21 protein-coding genes and 1 riboswitch are annotated in these 19,972 nt (G+C 48.8%); all 21 genes read right to left on the reverse strand.

Annotation, left to right across the window (positions count from 1 at the left end; genetic code table 11):
- Positions 1 to 57 precede the first annotated feature (57 nt).
- The gene (gene atpE / locus AOU00_RS10395; RefSeq protein WP_007432750.1) at positions 58 to 282 is read right to left on the reverse strand and encodes a F0F1 ATP synthase subunit C; all 225 of its coding nucleotides are present in this window, start codon (positions 280 to 282) and stop codon (positions 58 to 60) included.
- Positions 283 to 386: 104 nt separating this feature from the next.
- Positions 387 to 1,211, reverse strand: a complete 825-nt coding sequence (gene atpB / locus AOU00_RS10400) for a F0F1 ATP synthase subunit A (RefSeq protein WP_069290543.1) — start codon at positions 1,209 to 1,211, stop codon at positions 387 to 389.
- A 29-nt stretch (positions 1,212 to 1,240) separates the two neighbouring features.
- A complete protein-coding gene (locus tag AOU00_RS10405; RefSeq protein ID WP_013312329.1) occupies positions 1,241 to 1,621 on the reverse strand; it encodes an ATP synthase subunit I in 381 nt (126 codons plus the stop codon).
- Positions 1,614 to 1,868, reverse strand: a complete 255-nt coding sequence (locus AOU00_RS10410; RefSeq protein WP_023990711.1) for an AtpZ/AtpI family protein — start codon at positions 1,866 to 1,868, stop codon at positions 1,614 to 1,616. Before AOU00_RS10410 ends, AOU00_RS10405 begins: the two co-directional genes overlap by 8 nt.
- Positions 1,869 to 2,039: 171 nt before the next feature.
- Positions 2,040 to 3,209 carry a non-hydrolyzing UDP-N-acetylglucosamine 2-epimerase gene (gene wecB, locus AOU00_RS10415; RefSeq protein WP_061832041.1) on the reverse strand — a complete coding sequence of 390 codons (1,170 nt, stop codon included), beginning with the start codon at positions 3,207 to 3,209 and terminating at the stop codon, positions 2,040 to 2,042.
- 110 nt (positions 3,210 to 3,319) lie between these two features.
- Positions 3,320 to 3,949 (reverse strand): uracil phosphoribosyltransferase, encoded by a 630-nt coding sequence (gene upp / locus AOU00_RS10420; protein WP_013312332.1) that lies wholly within the window; start codon positions 3,947 to 3,949, stop codon positions 3,320 to 3,322.
- Between the two features lie 356 nt (positions 3,950 to 4,305).
- Complete coding sequence (locus AOU00_RS10425; protein ID WP_069290544.1) at positions 4,306 to 5,571, reverse strand: ABC transporter substrate-binding protein; 1,266 nt, start codon at positions 5,569 to 5,571, stop codon at positions 4,306 to 4,308.
- Between the two features lie 15 nt (positions 5,572 to 5,586).
- Positions 5,587 to 6,423 (reverse strand): carbohydrate ABC transporter permease, encoded by an 837-nt coding sequence (locus tag AOU00_RS10430; RefSeq protein WP_069290545.1) that lies wholly within the window; start codon positions 6,421 to 6,423, stop codon positions 5,587 to 5,589.
- On the reverse strand, positions 6,423 to 7,304 hold the full coding sequence (locus tag AOU00_RS10435) for a carbohydrate ABC transporter permease (RefSeq protein WP_061832037.1): 882 nt from the start codon (positions 7,302 to 7,304) through the stop codon (positions 6,423 to 6,425). The genes AOU00_RS10430 and AOU00_RS10435 overlap by 1 nt, the downstream gene beginning before the upstream one ends.
- Before the next feature lie 174 nt (positions 7,305 to 7,478).
- Complete coding sequence (gene glyA, locus AOU00_RS10440; protein ID WP_013312336.1) at positions 7,479 to 8,729, reverse strand: serine hydroxymethyltransferase; 1,251 nt, start codon at positions 8,727 to 8,729, stop codon at positions 7,479 to 7,481.
- 120 nt (positions 8,730 to 8,849) lie between these two features.
- On the reverse strand, positions 8,850 to 9,437 hold the full coding sequence (locus tag AOU00_RS10445; RefSeq protein WP_069290546.1) for a TIGR01440 family protein: 588 nt from the start codon (positions 9,435 to 9,437) through the stop codon (positions 8,850 to 8,852).
- A gap of 220 nt (positions 9,438 to 9,657) precedes the next feature.
- A riboswitch (ZMP/ZTP riboswitch) is annotated at positions 9,658 to 9,739 on the reverse strand.
- Between the two features lie 78 nt (positions 9,740 to 9,817).
- The gene (locus AOU00_RS10450; RefSeq protein WP_069290547.1) at positions 9,818 to 10,402 is read right to left on the reverse strand and encodes a low molecular weight protein arginine phosphatase; all 585 of its coding nucleotides are present in this window, start codon (positions 10,400 to 10,402) and stop codon (positions 9,818 to 9,820) included.
- 104 nt (positions 10,403 to 10,506) lie between these two features.
- Complete coding sequence (locus tag AOU00_RS10455) at positions 10,507 to 11,067, reverse strand: manganese efflux pump MntP (RefSeq protein ID WP_023990719.1); 561 nt, start codon at positions 11,065 to 11,067, stop codon at positions 10,507 to 10,509.
- Positions 11,068 to 11,209: 142 nt separating this feature from the next.
- Positions 11,210 to 12,457, reverse strand: a complete 1,248-nt coding sequence (locus AOU00_RS10460) for an L-threonylcarbamoyladenylate synthase (RefSeq protein ID WP_069290548.1) — start codon at positions 12,455 to 12,457, stop codon at positions 11,210 to 11,212.
- Positions 12,458 to 12,612: 155 nt separating this feature from the next.
- The gene (spoIIR, locus tag AOU00_RS10465; protein ID WP_069290549.1) at positions 12,613 to 13,305 is read right to left on the reverse strand and encodes a stage II sporulation protein R; all 693 of its coding nucleotides are present in this window, start codon (positions 13,303 to 13,305) and stop codon (positions 12,613 to 12,615) included.
- A 254-nt stretch (positions 13,306 to 13,559) separates the two neighbouring features.
- The gene (locus tag AOU00_RS10470; protein ID WP_039271567.1) at positions 13,560 to 14,753 is read right to left on the reverse strand and encodes an FtsW/RodA/SpoVE family cell cycle protein; all 1,194 of its coding nucleotides are present in this window, start codon (positions 14,751 to 14,753) and stop codon (positions 13,560 to 13,562) included.
- Between the two features lie 75 nt (positions 14,754 to 14,828).
- A complete protein-coding gene (prmC, locus tag AOU00_RS10475) occupies positions 14,829 to 15,728 on the reverse strand; it encodes a peptide chain release factor N(5)-glutamine methyltransferase (RefSeq protein ID WP_069290550.1) in 900 nt (299 codons plus the stop codon).
- 3 nt (positions 15,729 to 15,731) lie between these two features.
- Positions 15,732 to 16,799, reverse strand: coding sequence for a peptide chain release factor 1 (gene prfA / locus AOU00_RS10480; protein ID WP_013312344.1), 1,068 nt, complete (start codon positions 16,797 to 16,799; stop codon positions 15,732 to 15,734).
- 273 nt (positions 16,800 to 17,072) lie between these two features.
- Positions 17,073 to 18,173, reverse strand: a complete 1,101-nt coding sequence (ychF, locus tag AOU00_RS10485; RefSeq protein ID WP_039271572.1) for a redox-regulated ATPase YchF — start codon at positions 18,171 to 18,173, stop codon at positions 17,073 to 17,075.
- 133 nt (positions 18,174 to 18,306) lie between these two features.
- Positions 18,307 to 18,798 (reverse strand): GNAT family N-acetyltransferase, encoded by a 492-nt coding sequence (locus tag AOU00_RS10490; RefSeq protein WP_069290551.1) that lies wholly within the window; start codon positions 18,796 to 18,798, stop codon positions 18,307 to 18,309.
- The gene (fni, locus tag AOU00_RS10495; protein WP_069290552.1) at positions 18,795 to 19,895 is read right to left on the reverse strand and encodes a type 2 isopentenyl-diphosphate Delta-isomerase; all 1,101 of its coding nucleotides are present in this window, start codon (positions 19,893 to 19,895) and stop codon (positions 18,795 to 18,797) included. The genes AOU00_RS10490 and fni overlap by 4 nt, the downstream gene beginning before the upstream one ends.
- Positions 19,896 to 19,972: the final 77 nt, after the last annotated feature.

The following is a 19,972-nucleotide window of genomic DNA, read 5'->3' on the forward strand; positions in this document are numbered from 1 at the left end:
CGAACAAAGAAGGCGCGGATGGCTGTGCCTTCCCCGCCAAACCTTGCTTCCATTCAATTAAGCACCTGCGTAGAAAATGAATGCCAGAACGACCCCGATGATTGGCAGGGCTTCGACCAGACCTACACCGATAAACATTACCGTTTGCAACGTTGCTTTTGCTTCAGGCTGACGAGCGATACCTTCAACTGTTTTACTTACGATCAGACCGTTACCAATACCTGCGCCCAAAGCGCCCAAACCTACTGCGATTGCAGCTGCGATATATGCCCAAACTCCCATTTTAAAAATCCTCCTTAGTGATGTGTATTTGTATTGTACATGTATTTGCAGTTAAGAGCGAAGCGTACTCCTGAACTTAACTAAAAACCGGAAAACAAGCTTGTCTAATGCTCTTCTTCATGCGTGTCAATGGACTGCGAAATGTATACAAACGTCAGAATGGTGAAGACGAACGCTTGAATACTGCCGACAAAAATACTGAATCCTTGCCAGACCACGAGTCCCAATACGGAAGCAACCATACCTCCCACACCAAGTGCTGTCATTTTCAGCAGAACACTGATCAAAACTTCGCCGGCAAAAATATTACCGAATAGACGCATACCATGTGTCAATAGTTTTGAGAACTGCTCAATCAAGTTAATTGGCAAAAAGAATGGAAATGGCTGAACGTAATGCTTGAAGTAAGCTTTGGTATTACGGAAAATCCCCAGGAAATGAACCAGTACAAAGATCATCAAAGCCAGTCCAATGGATACCCCTGCATCTGCAGTAGGTGATTTCCACCAGCTGATGCCTACATGGGCAGCTTCGCCCGGGTGAGACGCCTGTGCTTGTTCTAATGCTTCTTTGACTGGAATGATTTCATGTCCAAATACTTGGGCACTTTGCACATTATCGAATTCGGTCACAATCCCGAACGGTAAGCCCAGCATATTCCCCACGAAAATGAACATGATCAGCGTCATCCCCAAGGAGAGGAATGGCTTCCCTTTTTTCAAATCCATCGTGCTGGTAATCAGTCCTTGAACGAATTCTACGACCCATTCCATAAAATTTTGCAGCTTGCTTGGATTGTCCACAGACAAATTGCGCGTTGCAGCAAATGCCAGTCCAAATACAATCGCACAAGTCACAATAAGCATAATAATGACGGACAAGTCAATGTTAAACCCGCCCAATTGGATAATCGGTGATTCATGCAACATGTTTTCTCACCCCTTTCTCAGTTGAGCCATCATTTTTCCTGAAGCGCGAATATGATGCCTATAATTAACAGAAGAAATTGCCCAGTCACCAGGCTTGCCATTACAGCGATCTCATGGAAATAGGCCGGAAATTCTATCGCCAGCACCACTGCCAAAATTGAGGTCCCTAATCGAACGCCAAAGCCAATACCAAACACTCTCTTCTTTCTTTCACCGGCGGCCGCACTCGCAACCTGTCGAATTTTGTAGGCCATATACAGCACATTTAGACAGCTTACTCCCGTTCCCAGAATGATTCCGTGAGCAATGTCACGATGTTGGGGCATGAAGGCGGAGACCAGGAAACACAGAGCCATAATACCAAGCGCTACGATCCATAACATTTTTTGCATACGGGTCATCTCATTCATGGTTATCCCTCAGTACCTTTCCGATCACAAGGGCAATACTTAATGCGCCTACAACCAAGCCTGCGAGAACGCTTACGCCAATCCAAATTCCGGAGCCACCAAGTTTGGCATCAAGCCATTTTCCTGCATAGAAACCACCCAGTGTGCATATCGCCAAATCAATGCCGATCGCGCTCACCAGTCCTATAGCCTTAAAGGCATTTCCGGTGTTATTTCGGTTGTTGTTTTGCTTGGAAGGTTTGACCACTTTTCCATGTCACCCCTGCAATTCCAGTCCATTTTACTTAAATATAAGATGCTTTGTCAATTGAGATATTTTAGCGCCCTAAAGTATAAAATCAAACGACAAAGCATCTTAAATTGCTGTATCCCTTGGTAACCGTACAGTTTAACTGTATGCTTGCCTTGTAAAGAATAATTATATCGGACGAACACCTTTTGTGAACATTGTGTGAAATTCTTCAGGACGTTCAGTTTGAACACCATAATGGTGCAAAATCGCATTGACAATTCTTACTGATGCTTGTCCATCGCCGTAAGGATTCGCTGCCTGACTCATAGATTCGTACAACGCGGAATCTGTCAAAAGTGCCTTAGTCCGATTGTACACGTTCTCTTCACTCGTACCCACCAGTTCCAAGGTGCCCGCTTCAATTCCTTCCGGTCTTTCAGTCGTATCACGCAGCACCAGAACAGGTACTCCGAACGAAGGTGCTTCTTCCTGAAGCCCACCGGAATCCGTAAGGATCAGATGTGTATGTGGATAAAAATTGTGCAGATCCACGACATCCAGCGGATCAATCAGCTTAATACGCGGATGGTTGCCTAAAATCTCAAATGCAGGTTCCTTCACTGCCGGACTTGGATGAACCGGATAAACAATAGCGATATCCTCAAACTCATCCGCAATTCGCTTAACCGCATTAAAAATCTGACGATGCGGTTCCCCTTGAGATTCCCGGCGATGCGCTGTCATAAGAATCAGGCGTTTGCCCTGAGCCCAATCCAGTACAGGGTGCTCGTAATCCTGGCGAACCGTATACTGAAATACATCAGTTACTGTATTGCCTGTAACATATATTCGCGATTCAGGCTTGTTTTCCTTCCGCAAATTTCCAGCCGATAAAGAAGTAGGCGAGAAATGCAGATCAGACAGCACGCCTGTGAGCTGACGGTTCATTTCTTCAGGATATGGAGAAAGCTTGTTCCACGTCCGCAAACCCGCTTCCACATGCCCTACTTCAATCTGCTGCATAAAGGCTGCATAGCTGGCCAGGAAAGTCGTCAGCGTATCACCGTGAACTAACACGATATCGGGCTTGGCCTCACGCAATACAGGCTCCAGACCTTGAAGTACCCGCATCGAGATTTCATTTAGTGTCTGGCGATCCTTCATTACATCCAGATCATAGTCAGGGTGAATATTGAAAACTTCCAGAACCTGATCAAGCATCTGGCGATGTTGAGCCGTAACGCATACCACGGACTCGATATGCTCCGGGTGACGCTGAAGCTCCAAAATAAGAGGAGCCATCTTAATCGCCTCCGGACGCACACCAAAAATTGTCATCACTTTGATTTTGGACATTTTCTGTTGAACTCCTTTTCATAATAAATGTCCGCTTTACAGGTCTTCCATTATTCAGAAAAACGACCTGTCATAACGTCCATAGATTTTGCCGAACCGCCATGGGCAGTCTACTTGGTTCCGTACAAGCGGTCTCCCGCGTCGCCAAGACCCGGAATGATGTATCCATGATCATCCAGACGCTCGTCTAATGCAGCGACATAGATGTCTACATCAGGATGCGCATCCTGCACAGCTTTGACTCCTTCAGGAGCAGCAATCAGATTCATCATTTTAATTTGAGTACAGCCTCTCTTTTTCAATACATCAATCGCCGCAATGGCCGAGCCACCCGTTGCAAGCATCGGATCAATCACGATCAATTCGCGCTCAGTTACATCTGTAGGCAGCTTCGTATAGTATTCTACGGGTTGCAGCGTCTCAGGATCGCGGAACAGTCCCACATGGCCTACCTTTGCTGCAGGCAGCAGCTTTACTACGCCATCCAGCATACCCAAGCCTGCACGCAGAATCGGAATAAGACCCAGCATACGTCCTGAAATCACTTTTCCTTCTGTCTCAGCAACCGGTGTCTGCACCGTAATGCTTTCCAGCGGGATATCCCGTGTAATTTCATAAGCCATCAATGTTGCTACTTCATCCACCAGCTCGCGGAAATCCTTGGTGTTGGTCCGCACATCGCGGATAAATGTAAGCTTGTGTTGGATCAAAGGGTGATCGCAAACCACCAGTTTCGCCATAATATATTCCCTCCGGTATTATCGTCACGTTCTTTCGCGCCAGCATATCGAACTATCCTGAGTCGAAAGGATCTATGTAACCTATTTGCACAAACCAAATAAGCACAGATGCAATGCGTGCCTGTAAATCCTGTTTATTATAACATTCCCTTGATTGATTTAACACCTGCCACCGCAACCTTTTGTCAAGGGAAAGATATGACATGTAAAATGCTTAATAGGACCACTTCATGTGTGACTTTCGTCACATAAAACCACATCAAAAAGGCCCTGACGGCACTTGACCGTCAAAGCCTGCTGGCTTTAAACTTCCTGCCCATGCTATAGCCTTTGCTTCCTCATGCAGCGGTATTCTTTTATCTATACTTCAAATTGTCCCATGCCTCCTGAAATTGCTGAAGCATTTCGTCCTTCGTGATAACCCCTGCAATATAGGCTTGCATACTACTGCTTAAATCCTGATTTAGCCCTTTCGGGAAGCGTTGAAAGTTCCAACTCCATATCTTGCCTTCCCTCACATGCCGAGATATTTCTGCACCTAGATCACCTGTCGTCTCGTCACTGGACGTGATACTTTTGAAGGCAGGAACAAACTTAAATTCCTTGGTGATATAATGTTTGCCTGTTTCTGATGTGACCAACCAATTGAGGAATTCTTTTGCCTCCTGCTTCACAGGCGAATTTTTGTTGACCACCCAGTTCGAGGCCACTCCCACCGCGAGTCTACCTCCTGTAGAGGAATCATTGTCTATAGGCGCAGGCAGAATACCCAAATTCAAGTTAGGATTAATTCCATCCATTTGCGGTTGCGTCCAGTTCCCCTGGTGCATCATAGCAGCCTTACCTGTCGAAAACAGTGTCACTTGTGTATTATAATCCGTCGTGAGCGGATTGTGGTTCCCATATTTTATAGTCAGATCAAGCAACTTCACCCACTGATCGAACACGGGGTTACCGGGGATGCGAGCCGTTCCTTTGTTTAAATCCTCAACATAACTTTCCGGGTTCGGCTGTCTGGCAAACGGGATATTGATAAAATGGTTCCCCAGAACCCACCATTCCGCATACCCGTTAGCAAAAGGTATAATCCCTGCCGCTTTCAGTCGCTTGGCTGCTTCCTCCAGTTCATCTATTGTCTGAGGCAGTTTGGTTATGCCCGCTTTTTTAAACAAATCCTTGTTATAAACAAATCCAAATCCTTCTAGATTCATAGGCTGTCCATAAATCTTACCGTTAACTGTCATCGGCTTACGAGCGAAATCGTCCAGATCCTTCACCCATGGCTGATCCGACAAATCCTCCAAGTACTCCAACCACGTATCGCGGTCTTGGTAGCCCTCATTTGTAAAAATGTCCGGCTGATCGCCTGATGCGAATTTAGCCTTCAACGAAGCACCGTAGTCCGTACCACCACCGACAGATTGGATATCCAGCTTGATGCCAGGGTGCGTTTTTTCATATTCTGCCTTCAGCTTGTTTAACGGTTCCGATATCTCTACTTTGAATTGATAAATGTGTATCGTTTTTGTCTCACTCTGTTGAGCCTTCGTATTTCCACAACCTGCAAGTGTACATGCGAGCAGCACCATCAAGGAGATGACAAGTAACGCTGTTTTTTTCATCGATTATCTCTCCCTTCAGCCTTTGACCGCGCCGGCTGCAATGCCAGAAACGATGTATTTTTGCATCACCAGAAAAAACACAACAATTGGCGTGATCCCCAACACCAGTGCTGGCAGCGCCAAGTCCCATTGCTTGGTGTACTGACCAAACAACATATAGGTTGCAATCGGAATGGTACGCAGCTCAGGATCATTCAAAATGAGCGAAGGCAACAGATAGTCATTCCAGATCCATAAGGTATTCAAGATAAGCACGGTTACGAACATAGGCAACAGCAGCGGACAAACGATGCGAAAGAACACCCCGTACCGGGATGAACCGTCCACCCTTGCCGCCTGCTCGATCTCAATAGGTACCGTTTTAATAAAGCCATGAAAAAGAAAAACGGATAAAGGCGCTCCAAAACCCAGATAACATAAGATCAGTCCCGGTATACTGTTGTTCAAGCTCAATACGTTGGACACTTCCATAAGCGGCAACATAATCGATTGAAAGGGAACTACCATCGCAGCCACAAGCAAACCGAACAGGAACCGGTTAAAACGAGTGTCATGCCGAACCATCTGGTAAGCGGCCATCGAGCTGATTAGTAGCAAAAGCGCATTACTGACGATCGTGACAATCAGTGAATTCCCCAGTGCTGTGGGAAAGTTTATTTTATTCCAGGCGTTAGCATAGTTTTCAAAACGGAAGGTTGTCGGCCACGAAGCGGAATGGGCCAAAATGTCGCCAAAGGATTTAACGGAGTTTACGAGCAAAAAATAAAACGGAACCAGAAAGATTAACCCGATCACAATTAGCATTATTTCAGCAACCCACGTGCCCAAACGATAGTTTGACGTTTTTCCCATTACATTTCGACCTCCTTTTTCTTCGTGAGACGCACCTGAATGCTGGTAATGATTGCAACGACCACAAAGAAAATCATAGCTTTGGCAGTCCCCAATCCAAGTCGATTATTTGTAAACGCTTCATTATATATGTCCAACGCTACAGACTCCGTCGACTTGAAAGGTCCCCCCTTTGTGAGAGCCAAATTCAACTCAAATACTTTAAAGGACCAGGATATCGCCAGGAACAAGCAGACGGTCACCGCTGGCATAATAAGTGGCACTACAATATGACGCAGAATCTGTCTTCGACTCGCACCGTCGATTTGTGCCGATTCAATAAGGGCATGCGGGACATTATTTAACGAGGATATGTAAATAACCATGAGATAACCTGCATATTGCCACACAAACACAATGACAGTTCCCCAAAAAGCAGTTGGCCCATCACCCAGCCACGGCAGTTTAAAAAAAGAAAGCCCTGTTGCCTCACCTACTGCAGAAAAGCCGCGTACAAATATAAATTGCCAGATAAAGCCGAGCAGCAAGCCGCCAATCATATTGGGCATAAAAAATACAGTTCGCAGTGCATTACGGGTACGCAACGGTTTGGTAAGTGCATAGGCTAGGAAAAAGCCAATCAGGTTCGTCAGAACGACACCACATACGGTAAACCGGACCGTAAACCAGAATGCATTACGAAAATCTGGATCATCCCTAAAAATATGAATGTAATTCCCCAGTCCGAGCCATCGGATATTTTCAGATACTCCATCCCAGTTGGTCATAGAATAATACAGCCCCAGCAGGAACGGAATGACCATAATCAAGACAAAAAACAACGCCATCGGTCCTACAAATACGAGTTGCTGCAAAAATTGCGCAGATTTTCTTTGACTCAATGCAATCACTCCTTTGTCGTAGATCATGAAGGATAGCGCACATAAACCCTTACTGTAATCGCTTATTACCCAAAAATGTATGTTTCGAGTCGTTCGGAAGCAAAAAAAGACTGTTCTCCTCCGGCTTACGGAAGGAAAACAGCCTATAACATAAAAATTATGAATGTCGATGAATTAGTATTGAGTTCCTGGATAAATCGGGAACTTATCTGTCAACTCGCCAACCGCTTGGCTTGCTTTGGACAATACAGTATCATCTTTCGGGTTTTTAAGGGTTTCAGCAATGATTTTACCGATTTTGACCATAGCCTCTTCATCCATACCACGAGATGTTGCAGCAGGTGTACCAATACGAATTCCGCTTGTTACGAATGGACTGGTCGGGTCAAAAGGAATCGCATTTTTATTCACTGTGATGCCCACGGAATCCAATACATGCTCCGCTTCTTTACCTGTGATATTCAAATTGCGCGTATCCAACAGCATCAGATGGTTATCCGTACCACCGGATACAATGTTAATCCCCTCAGCCAGCAGTGTTTCAGCCAGTACCTGTGCGTTGCGAACTACGTTTTGCGCATAGGTTTTGAACGATGGCTGGAGCGCTTCACCCAAAGCAACCGCTTTGGACGCGATCACATGCATCAGTGGCCCCCCTTGAGTACCAGGGAAAATGGCTTTATCAATCGCTTGCGCCCATGCTTTGCGAGTCAGAATCAGACCCCCACGCGGACCACGCAGCGTTTTGTGTGTCGTTGTTGTTACAAATTGGGCATGCGGAACTGGACTTGGGTGAATTCCCGCTGCCACGAGACCTGCGATATGTGCCATATCCACCATAAACAGAGCGCCTACATCATTGGCAATGGAAGCAAAAGCTTCAAAATCAATAGTACGCGGATATGCACTCGCGCCAGCTACAATCAGACGAGGGCGGTGCTTAAAGGCCGCCTTGCGCACTTCATCGTAGTCGATGCGGAAGTTGTCTTCGCGTACACCGTAAGCAGCAAAGTTATACAACAAGCCGGAAGCGTTAACCGGACTTCCGTGTGTTAAATGGCCACCATGCGCCAGATTCATACCCAGTACAGTATCTCCAGGTTTGAGAGCTGCCAGATACACCGCCATGTTGGCTTGTGCTCCAGAGTGAGGCTGCACGTTAGCATGCTCGGCGCCGAACAATTCTTTTGCGCGGTCACGTGCGATGTCTTCAACGATATCTACATGCTCACAGCCACCATAGTAGCGTTTGTTCGGATAACCTTCAGCATATTTATTCGTCAGCACGGAGCCCATGGCTTCCATTACTGCTTCACTGACAATGTTCTCGGATGCGATTAGCTCGATATTGTGGCGTTGTCGTTTCAGTTCAAGTCCCATTGCTTCCATCACTGCCGGGTCACTTTTACGTAGGTGTTCCATCATGATTGATTACTCCCTCTCCATAGTCAATTGTTGGGTATACAAGCAAACGCCTGCTCCTCTGTTGGGTACCTCATCATCAATGCAAAAAAGATTAGTACAAACATGCCGCCATGCCAAATGCTAATCGCAGTTTCCGCCGACTTCTTGCTCCAGACTATACACTGCCCGTTGTCCACCAATAAGTGGTGGACGGGTGAATGCCGCTGTCACACGTGCTTCGCCAATCCAGCGAAGACTTGGGCGAAATGGAACAGCAATGGGTCGCAGATGCATGCCAATCAGCGTTTCGCCGATGTCTATCCCGGCATGGGCCTGCACGTTCGCCGCCAAACACGCGTCACTCATAGAACGATAGGCGACGGTGGCCATAGAGCCTCCTGCTGTACGAACAGGAACAGCTGCAACCTCCATCAGTCCCAATCGCTCCAGCACAGCCCGTTCAACGACCAGCGCTCGGTTCAAATGCTCGCAGCATTGAAACGCCACATCAAAGCCATACTCCCTGCGAACGTACTCTACTCCAGTCAACAGTTGCTGAGCCACATCGAGCGCTCCCGCCGTACCAATCCGACTTCCAGCCACTTCACTTGTGCTAACGCCAATAACCAGCAGGCGGCCAGCCTTGAGACTGGCTGCTTCTGCGATTTCCCGCACGACAGAAGTGGTCTGTGCTTCCAGCGAAATCTCATGATCCAATTGTCCCACTATTGGAACCTCCTTTGGTTGAACAGCCTCTCAGAGACTAGGCACGGTCTCATGCCCCAAGTTCAACACACTCTCTCCTGATCACAATCTGACTATATTATAGCCGATGTTTCAGATTTCGAGCAGAAAAAATGGAAGAACCTTTAAAGGAATCAACTCTCAGCTAACAATCTGGCTCAACTTGTATATGAAAAAAAGAGCAGTCCACACCTATGTGGAATTGCTCTTTTGCCCAGGCGACCGGCCGTATATCCGATGCTCCATCGTGGTTAATCCCACTTTTGTCGCCAGTTACATCGGATTCTCATTTTTCCACCTTATCTTAACGGATTAGCCGCCGAAAATCAACAGATTCCGTACAAAACAGATGAGTAATACCAATTTTATTCGGAAGAAGCCTTTAGCTTGTCCAGCAGCTTATGCAGCGCCGTACGGATTTCTGCAGCTGTGACATCGTAGTCTTCTCGCGAACCGCCAAACGGATCTGAAATATCAAAGCCCGGAATCCGTTGGTGTAATTCAATCATTCGTTCACGCTCCTGCGCCGATAGCTCTTGTCCGAGTGAAGCCATCAACTGCTGTGAAGCATATAACCCATCCAACTCCTGTAGATCATTCAACACCGCATCCCGGTTCTCCACATATTCCTTAAGTGTAAATACTTTGCCCGCCGTTTGGGGAAAGCGCTGAATGACGTGCTGTTTATGTCCTTGCGTCAAGGTTAAGATCAGATGCGCCCACCCGGCAAGCCCGTCGCTCAAAGGGGTTGAAGTGATCTGATCGGATATATCGTGATCACGTAGAACCGCCTCTGCATGTCGGGATATCGGCGTGCCTTCCATCGCGGCTACTCCCGCAGAACGCACTTCCAGTTCTAGCCCCTGCTCAGCAGCCAACTTACGCAGCATCCCTTCAGCCATTGGACTGCGACAGGTATTCCCTGTGCATACGAATAAGATATTCTTCAACGTTTTCACCCCCCGTATGTTAAAAAAATATATAAACAGAGGATTACTATAATCCTAATCCTTTACTATAACCCTGCACTTATTTTACACTGTCTACGCTAAAATCAAAACATAAACATAAAGCCGAATGCCAACAAAATGGCACCACCCACTGCTTCCCCATAATCTCCTAGATTACGGCTGACCTTGCGACCCAGCAGCAGGCCCAGCATCGCCATTGCTCCCCCGCAAAAACCAAACGCCAGAACGGACAGCACCAGATCACTCTGGAACATACCTAGTGACACTCCTACAGAAAATGAGTCAACGCTCACCCCAAGTGCAAACAGCAAAAGGCCTAAAGGCGAACGATGATCCAATACCTGTACGCCGTCCCCTTTAAAGGAATTATACACCATATGCCCGCCCAAAAGGATGAGTAGACCCCCTGCGAAGTAGGCCGTCACATGACCTAATAAAGAACTCATATAATGGCCTGTGAACATTCCCAGTAATGGCATCAGAATGTGAAAAAAGCCAATGACAGTACTGATGCGCAGCACGTCTCGCAGGCGTATCCCCTTCATGCCGATCCCTACGCCCAGCGATAACGCATCCATTCCTAGCGCTACCGCCATGATCAGAATCGTTACAACCTGCCCGGCATGGGCAGAGGCTGCCAGCATACTCCATCCCTCCATTATCTGTCTGTTCTTGTACACGTTATGCGGACAAGGGGCAAATCAGTACAAGCATGTACTGAAAGTACCCAATACCGAGACGAGGAGGGAGGAAAACTTCATATAAGAGACTCTGGTTCGACAGAAGCTACAAGCGGACGATTCGGTGACCTGCCGCTTTAAGCAGGCGGTTCATGACGGCGTCTCCCAATCCCTTCGGCGGACAGGATTCCGCCAAAATGTAGGTGACGCCGTCCTCGTCGCAGCGACGCAGCACGCCGTATAGGCGCTGCGCCGCCTCATGGAGCGCGTCCAGCTTGCCTAGCGTATAGACGCGTTCTCCGGCGTAACCGGCGGCATGCTCGTCGAACGCGAGCACTGCCGTGCGCTCCCCGCGCGCGGAAGCCTCCGCCAGCGCGGCGCGAATCCAGCCCGTCACCTCAACGGACGACGGGCCTTGTACCACGCTCAAGCGGCCTCGCGGCGCGTAGTGCGTGTACTTCATGCCCGGCGAGCGCGGCGCTGGGCTGTCCGCGTCTTCCCCGGGCGTAACAGTCAACGCCGGGTCCAGCACGACGGCGCGAGCAACCGCAGCGAGCTGCTCAGCCGTCACGCCGCCGGGGCGCAGGATGGTGACGGTTCCGTCGTCACCCGCCTGCACCACCGTGGACTCCAGCCCCACCCCCGTGGGACCTCCGTCCAAAATGCCGCCGATGCGGCCCTCCAGATCCTCTCGGACATGCTGTGCAAGGGTGGGACTGGGTCTTCCCGACCGGTTGGCGCTTGGCGCAGCCAGTGGACAACCCGCTTCAGCGATCAAACGAAGCGCTATCGGATGATCCGGCATGCGCACTCCGACTGTATCCAGCCCGGCTGTCACACGCGATGACAGTGCCTGCGGCACTACCGGCAATACGAGAGTCAGCGGTCCCGGCCAGAACATATTCATCAGCGCTCGGGCCGTATCGTTTATTTCTGCTACCAACCCCTCTAATTGATCAGCATGAGAAATATGTACAATGAGCGGGTTATCGGAGGGACGTCCTTTGGCAGCGAATACCGCCTCCACCGCTTTTGTACTACGAGCATCGGCCCCCAGGCCGTACACGGTTTCCGTAGGAAAGGCTACCGTCTCTCCAGCTTGGAGGAGTACGCCGGCCTCCCGTATGCCCTTTTCCGCCGCGAGCCGAGTCTGTTCAGCCCAAACTTCGTCAGAAACATCCCCGTCAATGTTGCTCACAGGAACCAAACATCTTACATCCCACCATTGGGTATGGGAAGACCTCAATGCCTGCTTCAGCTCGCAATTTTCCTGTTCGTCCAGCTTTTGCTCCGATTTTTCCTTTTGCACAAAATCTCCGCGCAAGTCTTGCATTTGATTCGATTTATCACTCATATCAGATCATCCCATATCTTATTGTCATATACAGGCCAGTGATTTCGCTTGATCTTATAAGGCTACTTTGAAAGATCAGTTTATTTGGCTCTGCCATGTGTATATCTATCGTAAGCTCCATTATAGCATATGGGGAAACTTACACTCCTCAACGTTTAGGCAAACAAGCTACTCACCCAGCTACACAGTCCCGCAAGTGCATCCCACAGAAAAAAACGTACTTCCGGCTCCTTGTCAGCGGCATTCGTCCGACTTTCTCCGTGATCCGTTTTTGCTGATACCGTTTGTGCCGCTGCTTCCCCACTGCCTGCATCAATAAAGCACAGCGGAGGAAACAGCACGCACCACCAATTTTGCCCTTTTCCTTGCCCCAGCGTAACCCGAAGTGCCTCATAATTCCCTGCCGGGTAGACAAGACCACCGTACATTTTCGTTGGGAAAGGTACGCTCGCCAGTTCCACCTGATGATCATATGCAATGCCGCGACGAGCCAGTTCCGTACCTACCAAACGGTCAATTTCAGGTAAATGAGCACCAATCAATGATCTAGCTTGATCTAAGCTTTGCGGGTTTTCCAGCTCACCCACCCAGGCATTCATCTGCTGTACAATAGCGTCCCGTATTTCGCGTTTAACCAGCTGATCCTCCGGACGATCCGAGTTGGCCAAAATACGCAGTCGAATGGAGTCATGTGGAATCATATTCAGCCCTGTTGTAGCTACTCCTGATGCTAAGGTTCCTCTTGTTCCAGTGGTCATAGCAGCATCCGTCTTTTGACCTTCCCAAGACATCATTAATATCGAAATACAAAATAGAATCATTGCAGCTTGCTTGATCCAACTTCTCATCTTCGTCCCCCCAAACCCAAACTCTATCATGTCTATCAGTCTGTCCGGTTTGGGAGAGTCTAAACCTATGAATCTTATAAAAGATTCAGGAACACTTTACAGATTTTCTTCAATACACCCTCAAATCATGCTACACCAAGCTTCTGACCCTCACCGAGGCATATAAAAAAGCCCAGATTTCACAATCTGGACTTTTCGTTGCACCGTTTCAACTCACACAAATGCCAATCAGTTTCAAGCCAAATCCACCTGCACTAGGCTTTTTTCGCCTTCGTCAAGCTTACTCTGGAAGGCTGCGGCAGATCGTCCTCCAGCTCTTGGCCGTGCACCTTAATACTCATAACCAAGCCGATACTAGCCATGTTAATAAGCAACGAGGTACCACCATAACTTATGAACGGGAGCGTAATCCCCGTAAGCGGCATAATGCCCAGAAACGCACCAATATTCTCAAAAATCTGGTACAGCAACATGGACACAATCCCGACAATAATATACGGTCCGGCGCGATCCCGGCATTCCAGCGAAATCAGGATCATTCGGTGAATCAAAATAAAATATAACAATAGCAGCACTGAAGAGCCTACAAAGCCAAATTCCTCCGCTACGACCACAAAAATAGAATCCGCGTACGTATAAGGAACACGCCCGGACTGTACCGAGGTTCCTTGCAAAAAGCCCTTGCCCATCATCCCGCCAGAGGCTATCGCCAGCTTGGCATTTTTGGTATGATAAGACGCCTTCGCGGTTGCCTCTTCCGGTACCAACCAAGGGTCCAAACGCTCAACCCAGTGACTACGGCCAATCCCCTTCATAAAGGAATCAATCTCATCGTGAAACGAAATATAAGCTTTGATCCCGCCACCAACAGCGACTGCAAATACGATGAATCCGATTAACGCATGGGATGCCTTCACATTACCAATCCATAGCATACCGATGACGATGACAATGTAACCGAGCGCATTACCCAAGTCATTTTGTGCCATAACCATGGCAAACGGGACAAAGCTCACCAGAGCGACTGGAAGAACATCCTGAATAAAATACAGCTTGCTCTTGCGCTTTTTGATCAGCATATAAGTCAGAAAAATGATAAGGACCAGCTTGAATACCTCAGCAGGCTGAAGATTCAAGCCACCAATTTTCAGAAAGCCCTGAGAGTTGTTAACCGTCCCGCCAAAAAATCCGAGACCCAACAGGAATATTCCGCCTCCATATACGTACAGGGCTTTTTTAATGAATATCCGAAAATCGACCATCGCTAAACCCAAGATCGCCACAAAACCCAATATATAATACCCAATCATCCTCTGGTAATCGTTGCCGTGATCAGGCAGGTTCGTAGGAGCTCTACCTGCGCTGTATACTGTTACGATACTAATCGCCATGAGCAAAATCAGAATAAAGATAACCGGACCGTCAATTTTTTTCAATTTCTGAAGCATGATTTCCCCCTGAGCCGTTTCTCGGTCATACTCCTCTTATTCTAAAGGAAAGACTCGCAAAAAGAAAATGCAGCACTACTCCGAGACACCTAGGACATGTCGTTCGATCCCAGCAAGGTCAGGAACGATTATAATGTTCTTCCAATGACCCGCCTGTTCCAGCAGGTCAGCCACGTCTCTGGCCTGTCCCATCCCCAATTCAAACCCAATTAGCCGGGGCGGAGCCTGAAGGAGTCCGAGCTGCTCCAGCATTGCCCGATACGGGCCGAGCCCGTCAGGACCACCATCCAACGCCATCCGCGGCTCATGGTCGCGGACCTCTGGCTGTAAGCCAGCGATGTCAGCAGCCGGGATGTACGGCGGGTTGGACACGAGAATGTCCACCCTCGTTCCCGCAAATGGCGCCAGCAGATCGCCCTCGCGGAATTCTACGGCTGCGCCGTTCGCAGCGGCGTTATGAGCCGCTACTTTTAACGCGGCAGCCGAAATATCCCCTGCCGCCACGCGCCAGCTCGGTCGCTCAGCCGCCAGCGTCACGGCAATCGCACCGCTGCCCGCGCCGATGTCGAGCGCCTGCGGAGCGCCGCTTGGCCACAGCCGATCGCCGTGCTGGAGTATCACCTCGACGAGCAGTTCTGTCTCCGGGCGTGGGATCAGCACCGACGGCGAAACCATGAACGGGCGGCCATAAAATTCCTGCCGTCCGATAATATACTGCGCCGGTTCACCCGCAGCTTTGCGGGCTATGATCCGTTCCCACGCCTCCTTGGCGGTGGAAGGGAACGGATCACCCAGAGCGGCGTAAAACGCCGTACCTTCCAACCCGAGCACATGCTCCAGCAGCAAACGGGCATTATGCTGCGGCTCCAGAACGCCACAGCTTCCTAAAAAAGAAGAAGCCTCAACTAAGGCTTCTCTGACACTCATGTTCCGTTCCGGCGACATCCGATACACACAATCGCGTTCGTTCCCCAAAACTTAAACCTCTTGTTCCATCAAATCAGCCTGCTCTGCAATCGTGAGCGCCGATACGATTTCTTCGATCTCCCCGTTCATCACCTGGTCCAACTTATGCATAGTTAGGCCAATACGATGGTCCGTTACACGGCTTTGCGGGAAATTGTAGGTACGTATACGCTCACTGCGGTCTCCGGTGCCTACTTTGCTCTTACGCTCGCCTGCATATTTGGCTTCCTCTTCCTGACGCAACATATCCGAAATACGGGCACGCAAAACTTGCAGCGCCTTCTCCTTATTGGAGTTCTGGGATTTTCCGTCCTGACAGGTTGCCATAATACCTGTTGGCATATGCGTTACACGCACCGCCGACTTGGTCGTATTAACGGACTGTCCGCCCGCACCGCTGGAACAGAACGTATCCACGCGAATATCCTTGTCGGAAATTTCAATATCCACTTCTTCGGCCTCAGGCATAACGGATACTGTAGATGTCGACGTATGAATACGCCCACCTGATTCCGTCGTCGGAATCCGCTGTACGCGGTGTGCGCCGCTTTCAAATTTCATTTTGCTGTATGCACCACGACCGTTAATCATGAAAATAACCTCTTTAAAGCCCCCGAGATCATTCATGTTCGCGTCCATCAGCTCTACACGCCAGCCTTGAGTATCGGCATAACGAGTATACATCCGATACAAGTCAGCTGCGAACAGTGCCGCTTCGTCACCACCTGCTGCACCACGAATCTCAATAATAACGTTCTTATCATCATTCGGGTCCTTTGGCAGCAGCAAAATACGGATTTTTTCATCCAGCTCCCGCTTGCGAACACTCAGTTCTTCAATCTCCATTTTGACCATTTCACGCATCTCGTCGTCCAGCTTTTCACCCTGCATGGTTTTTGCAGCTTCCAGCTCTTCAACGACATTTTTATATTCGGTATATGCTTCATAAGCAGGCTGTAAATCAGACTGTTCTTTGGAATAATCTCTAAGTTTTTTGCTATCGTTCGCTACATCCGGATCGCAGAGCAGTTCGCTCAGTTTATCGTAGCGGTCCGCCAATGATTGCAATCGGTCCAACAAGCGATTCACCTCTTCAGTTAAATTAATATGAAACCAGCTTCAATTCCACTGGCTACAGCTCTTTATTATACCAACTAATTCATGAATTAGCTACAAGAAATACTGACTAATTTAGGATTTTGCAAAAATCCACACAACATGCAAAACAATAAAAAAAGTCGCCGCCCTAATATAGGCAGCGACCACGTAATCTAGCACCTTTCAGAACACACATACATTAAGTCATCGTCTTTTATATATCCGAATCAGGTATTGTATTCTGGAAATTATATATTAAACATTAAAACGGAAATGCATAACGTCTCCGTCCTGCACTACATATTCCTTACCTTCCAGACGAAGCTGACCACGTTCCTTAGCCCCGTTCATCGAACCAGCAGCGACCAAATCGTTGTAGGATACAACCTCGGCACGAATAAATCCGCGTTCAAAATCCGTATGAATTACGCCCGCAGCACCCGGTGCTTTCGTTCCTTTGTGAATCGTCCAAGCGCGTACTTCCTGCACACCTGCTGTGAAATACGTATACAGGCCCAGCAAGCGATATGCTGCTTTAATCAGACGGTTCAATCCGGATTCAGCTAATCCCAGCTCCTCGAGGAACATCGCTTTGTCTTCGCCTTCCAGTTCAGCGATTTCAGATTCTACCTTGGCGCTGATCGGCACCACTTCTGCATTTTCCGCCACGGCAAAATCGCGTACCTTTTGCACATACGGATTGCTATCCGCTTCCGTTACGCCATCTTCGCTAACATTAGCTGCGTAGAGTACAGGCTTCATCGTAAGCAAATGAAGATCGCGTACAATCAACCGTTCTTCATCCGACAATTCTAAGCTACGCGCAGGTTTATCAGCATACAGCGATTCCTTGATCCGCTCCAACACTTCTACCTCTTGGGTGTACTGCTTGTTGCCACCCTTCATGTTTTTGCGGGAACGTTCAATACGCTTGTCTACACTTTCGATATCCGCCAGAATCAGTTCCAAATTAATGGTCTGAATGTCGCTGATCGGGTCAATTTTGCCGTCCACATGGGTAATGTTCTCATCTTCAAAGCAACGTACCACATGTACAATCGCATCCACTTCACGAATATGAGCCAGAAATTTGTTACCCAGACCCTCGCCCTTGCTCGCACCGCGCACAAGTCCTGCAATATCAACAAATTCAAATGCCGTTGGCACCGTTTTATTCGGCACAACCAGTTCGGTCAGCTTATCCAGCCGCTCGTCTGGTACTTCAACGACGCCTACATTGGGGTCAATCGTACAAAATGGATAGTTTGCGGATTCCGCACCCGCCTGCGTTATTGCGTTAAAAAGTGTTGATTTGCCCACGTTCGGCAAGCCCACAATCCCCGCTTTTAAAGCCATAATCAGAACAACTCCCGTTTATATAAAATATGCGTTATGCCATCCGTTAGTTTACCAACCCACATTATATATGAGAACCTATACACGCGGCAAGCATACGGTTATGAAATTCAGGATATTGCTATATCCTTATTTAGATTTCTTTGCTCATCTGGATATCTGTAATCCGATAGCCCGACTTGCGATATACATGCAAAGCTCGCTCATTATGCCCAAATACATGCAAACCGATGCGTACAGCTCCCAGCCTGCGAGCCTCCTGTTCCAAAGCCTCCATCGCCAGCGTGCCTAGACCCCTCCCTTGGTATGAATCGTATACAAGAATATCCAGTAGGAAAGCTTCTTTTCCTTGCACCCCATCCGTAATATTGAACCAGATGTAGCCAGCTTCCTCCTGACTCTGCTCCCCGGCATCGGAAAACATCAACATATACAGGTGAGCATGAGGTGTGTCTAGTCTCTGTGGCAGGTATCGAGCAAAACTTTCTGCCGCACGTTCTGGTGCTTCTTCTACCGTCCATGTACCTGCTTGGATTTTCTCATCCGCATAGTCGGCAAGCGAGCGTTGTTCAAATCGATCATATTGCTCCGCATTCATCGGAACCAATGTAATAAGTCCGCTCATCCGTTTACCTTCTTTCTTAGTCGAGTCGTATCTTTGAGTCCTTCTATTCCATCTACCCCAATACCAAACATAACCGTGCGGAGCTCCAGTTCCACCTGCTCCAAACGTGCCTCCAGCGCTTCCCTAGAGGCAACCGCAGAACCGAGCAAAGAACGCCCGAAGCCTGCCATGTCAGCTCCCAAAGCAAGCGCCTTCGCTGCATCGACACCGTCTCTCAGTCCACCGCTGCCGATCAGAGCACCATGTGGCTCAGCGGCTCTGACTTCCACGATACAATCAGCGGTCGAGTTGCCCCAATCCGCAAATGCCTCCGCCGCCGCGCGACGCACAGGATCAGGATTGCGAAATTTCTCCACTTGGCTCCAGCTTGTCCCGCCTGCGCCAGCGACATCTATAAAGGCTGCACCCGCATCATACAGTCTCGATGCCGTCTCGCCATCTATGCCCCAACCTACTTCCTTCACTCCTACAGGCACTGAAAGCTGACGACACAACTCCTCAATGCGCTGAAGCAAACCGCTAAAATCCAAATTCCCTTCAGGTTGAAAAATCTCCTGCAATCCGTTCAAATGCAGCACCAACATATCGGCTCCAGCAATTTCCACTGCACGGCGACAATCGTCTACGCCAAATCCGTAGTTCAGCTGCACCGCACCCAGATTGGCAAGGATCGGGATACTGGGTGCCAGACGGCGAACCGCAAAGGTTGAAGCCAGTTCTTCCCTTTCCACCGCAGCCCGTACCGAACCGACGCCCAGCGCCCAGCCGCGTCTCTCCGCTGTCTCTGCTAGTCGCTCATTAATCGCTCCCGTCTCGGCGCTGCCGCCTGTCATGGAGCTAATAAGCAGCGGTGTTCGTACAGCTCGTCCTAAAAAAGTAGTATCCAGACGAACCTCGTCAAAATGCAACTCCGGCAGAGCGCAGTGCTTGAAGGCATACCGCTCCAACCCACTGGTGATGCCATGTCCGGCTACATCTTCTTGCAAACAAAGGCGGACGTGCTCAATCTTCCGTTCACCTGTCCTTGCGGCAGGCAGCAAAGAGCCGGATTTGTTAAAACCGTCAGGTGCTCCCTTTATATTCTCCGTACTACTCATCTATGTCCCACCTCATCCAAAGTCACTCTGTTATTGCATCAAGTTCAAGAAGCACAAATAAGACCGTTCCCGAACAC

The organism is Paenibacillus polymyxa (assembly GCF_001719045.1).
Classification (GTDB): Bacteria; Bacillota; Bacilli; order Paenibacillales; family Paenibacillaceae; genus Paenibacillus; species Paenibacillus polymyxa_B.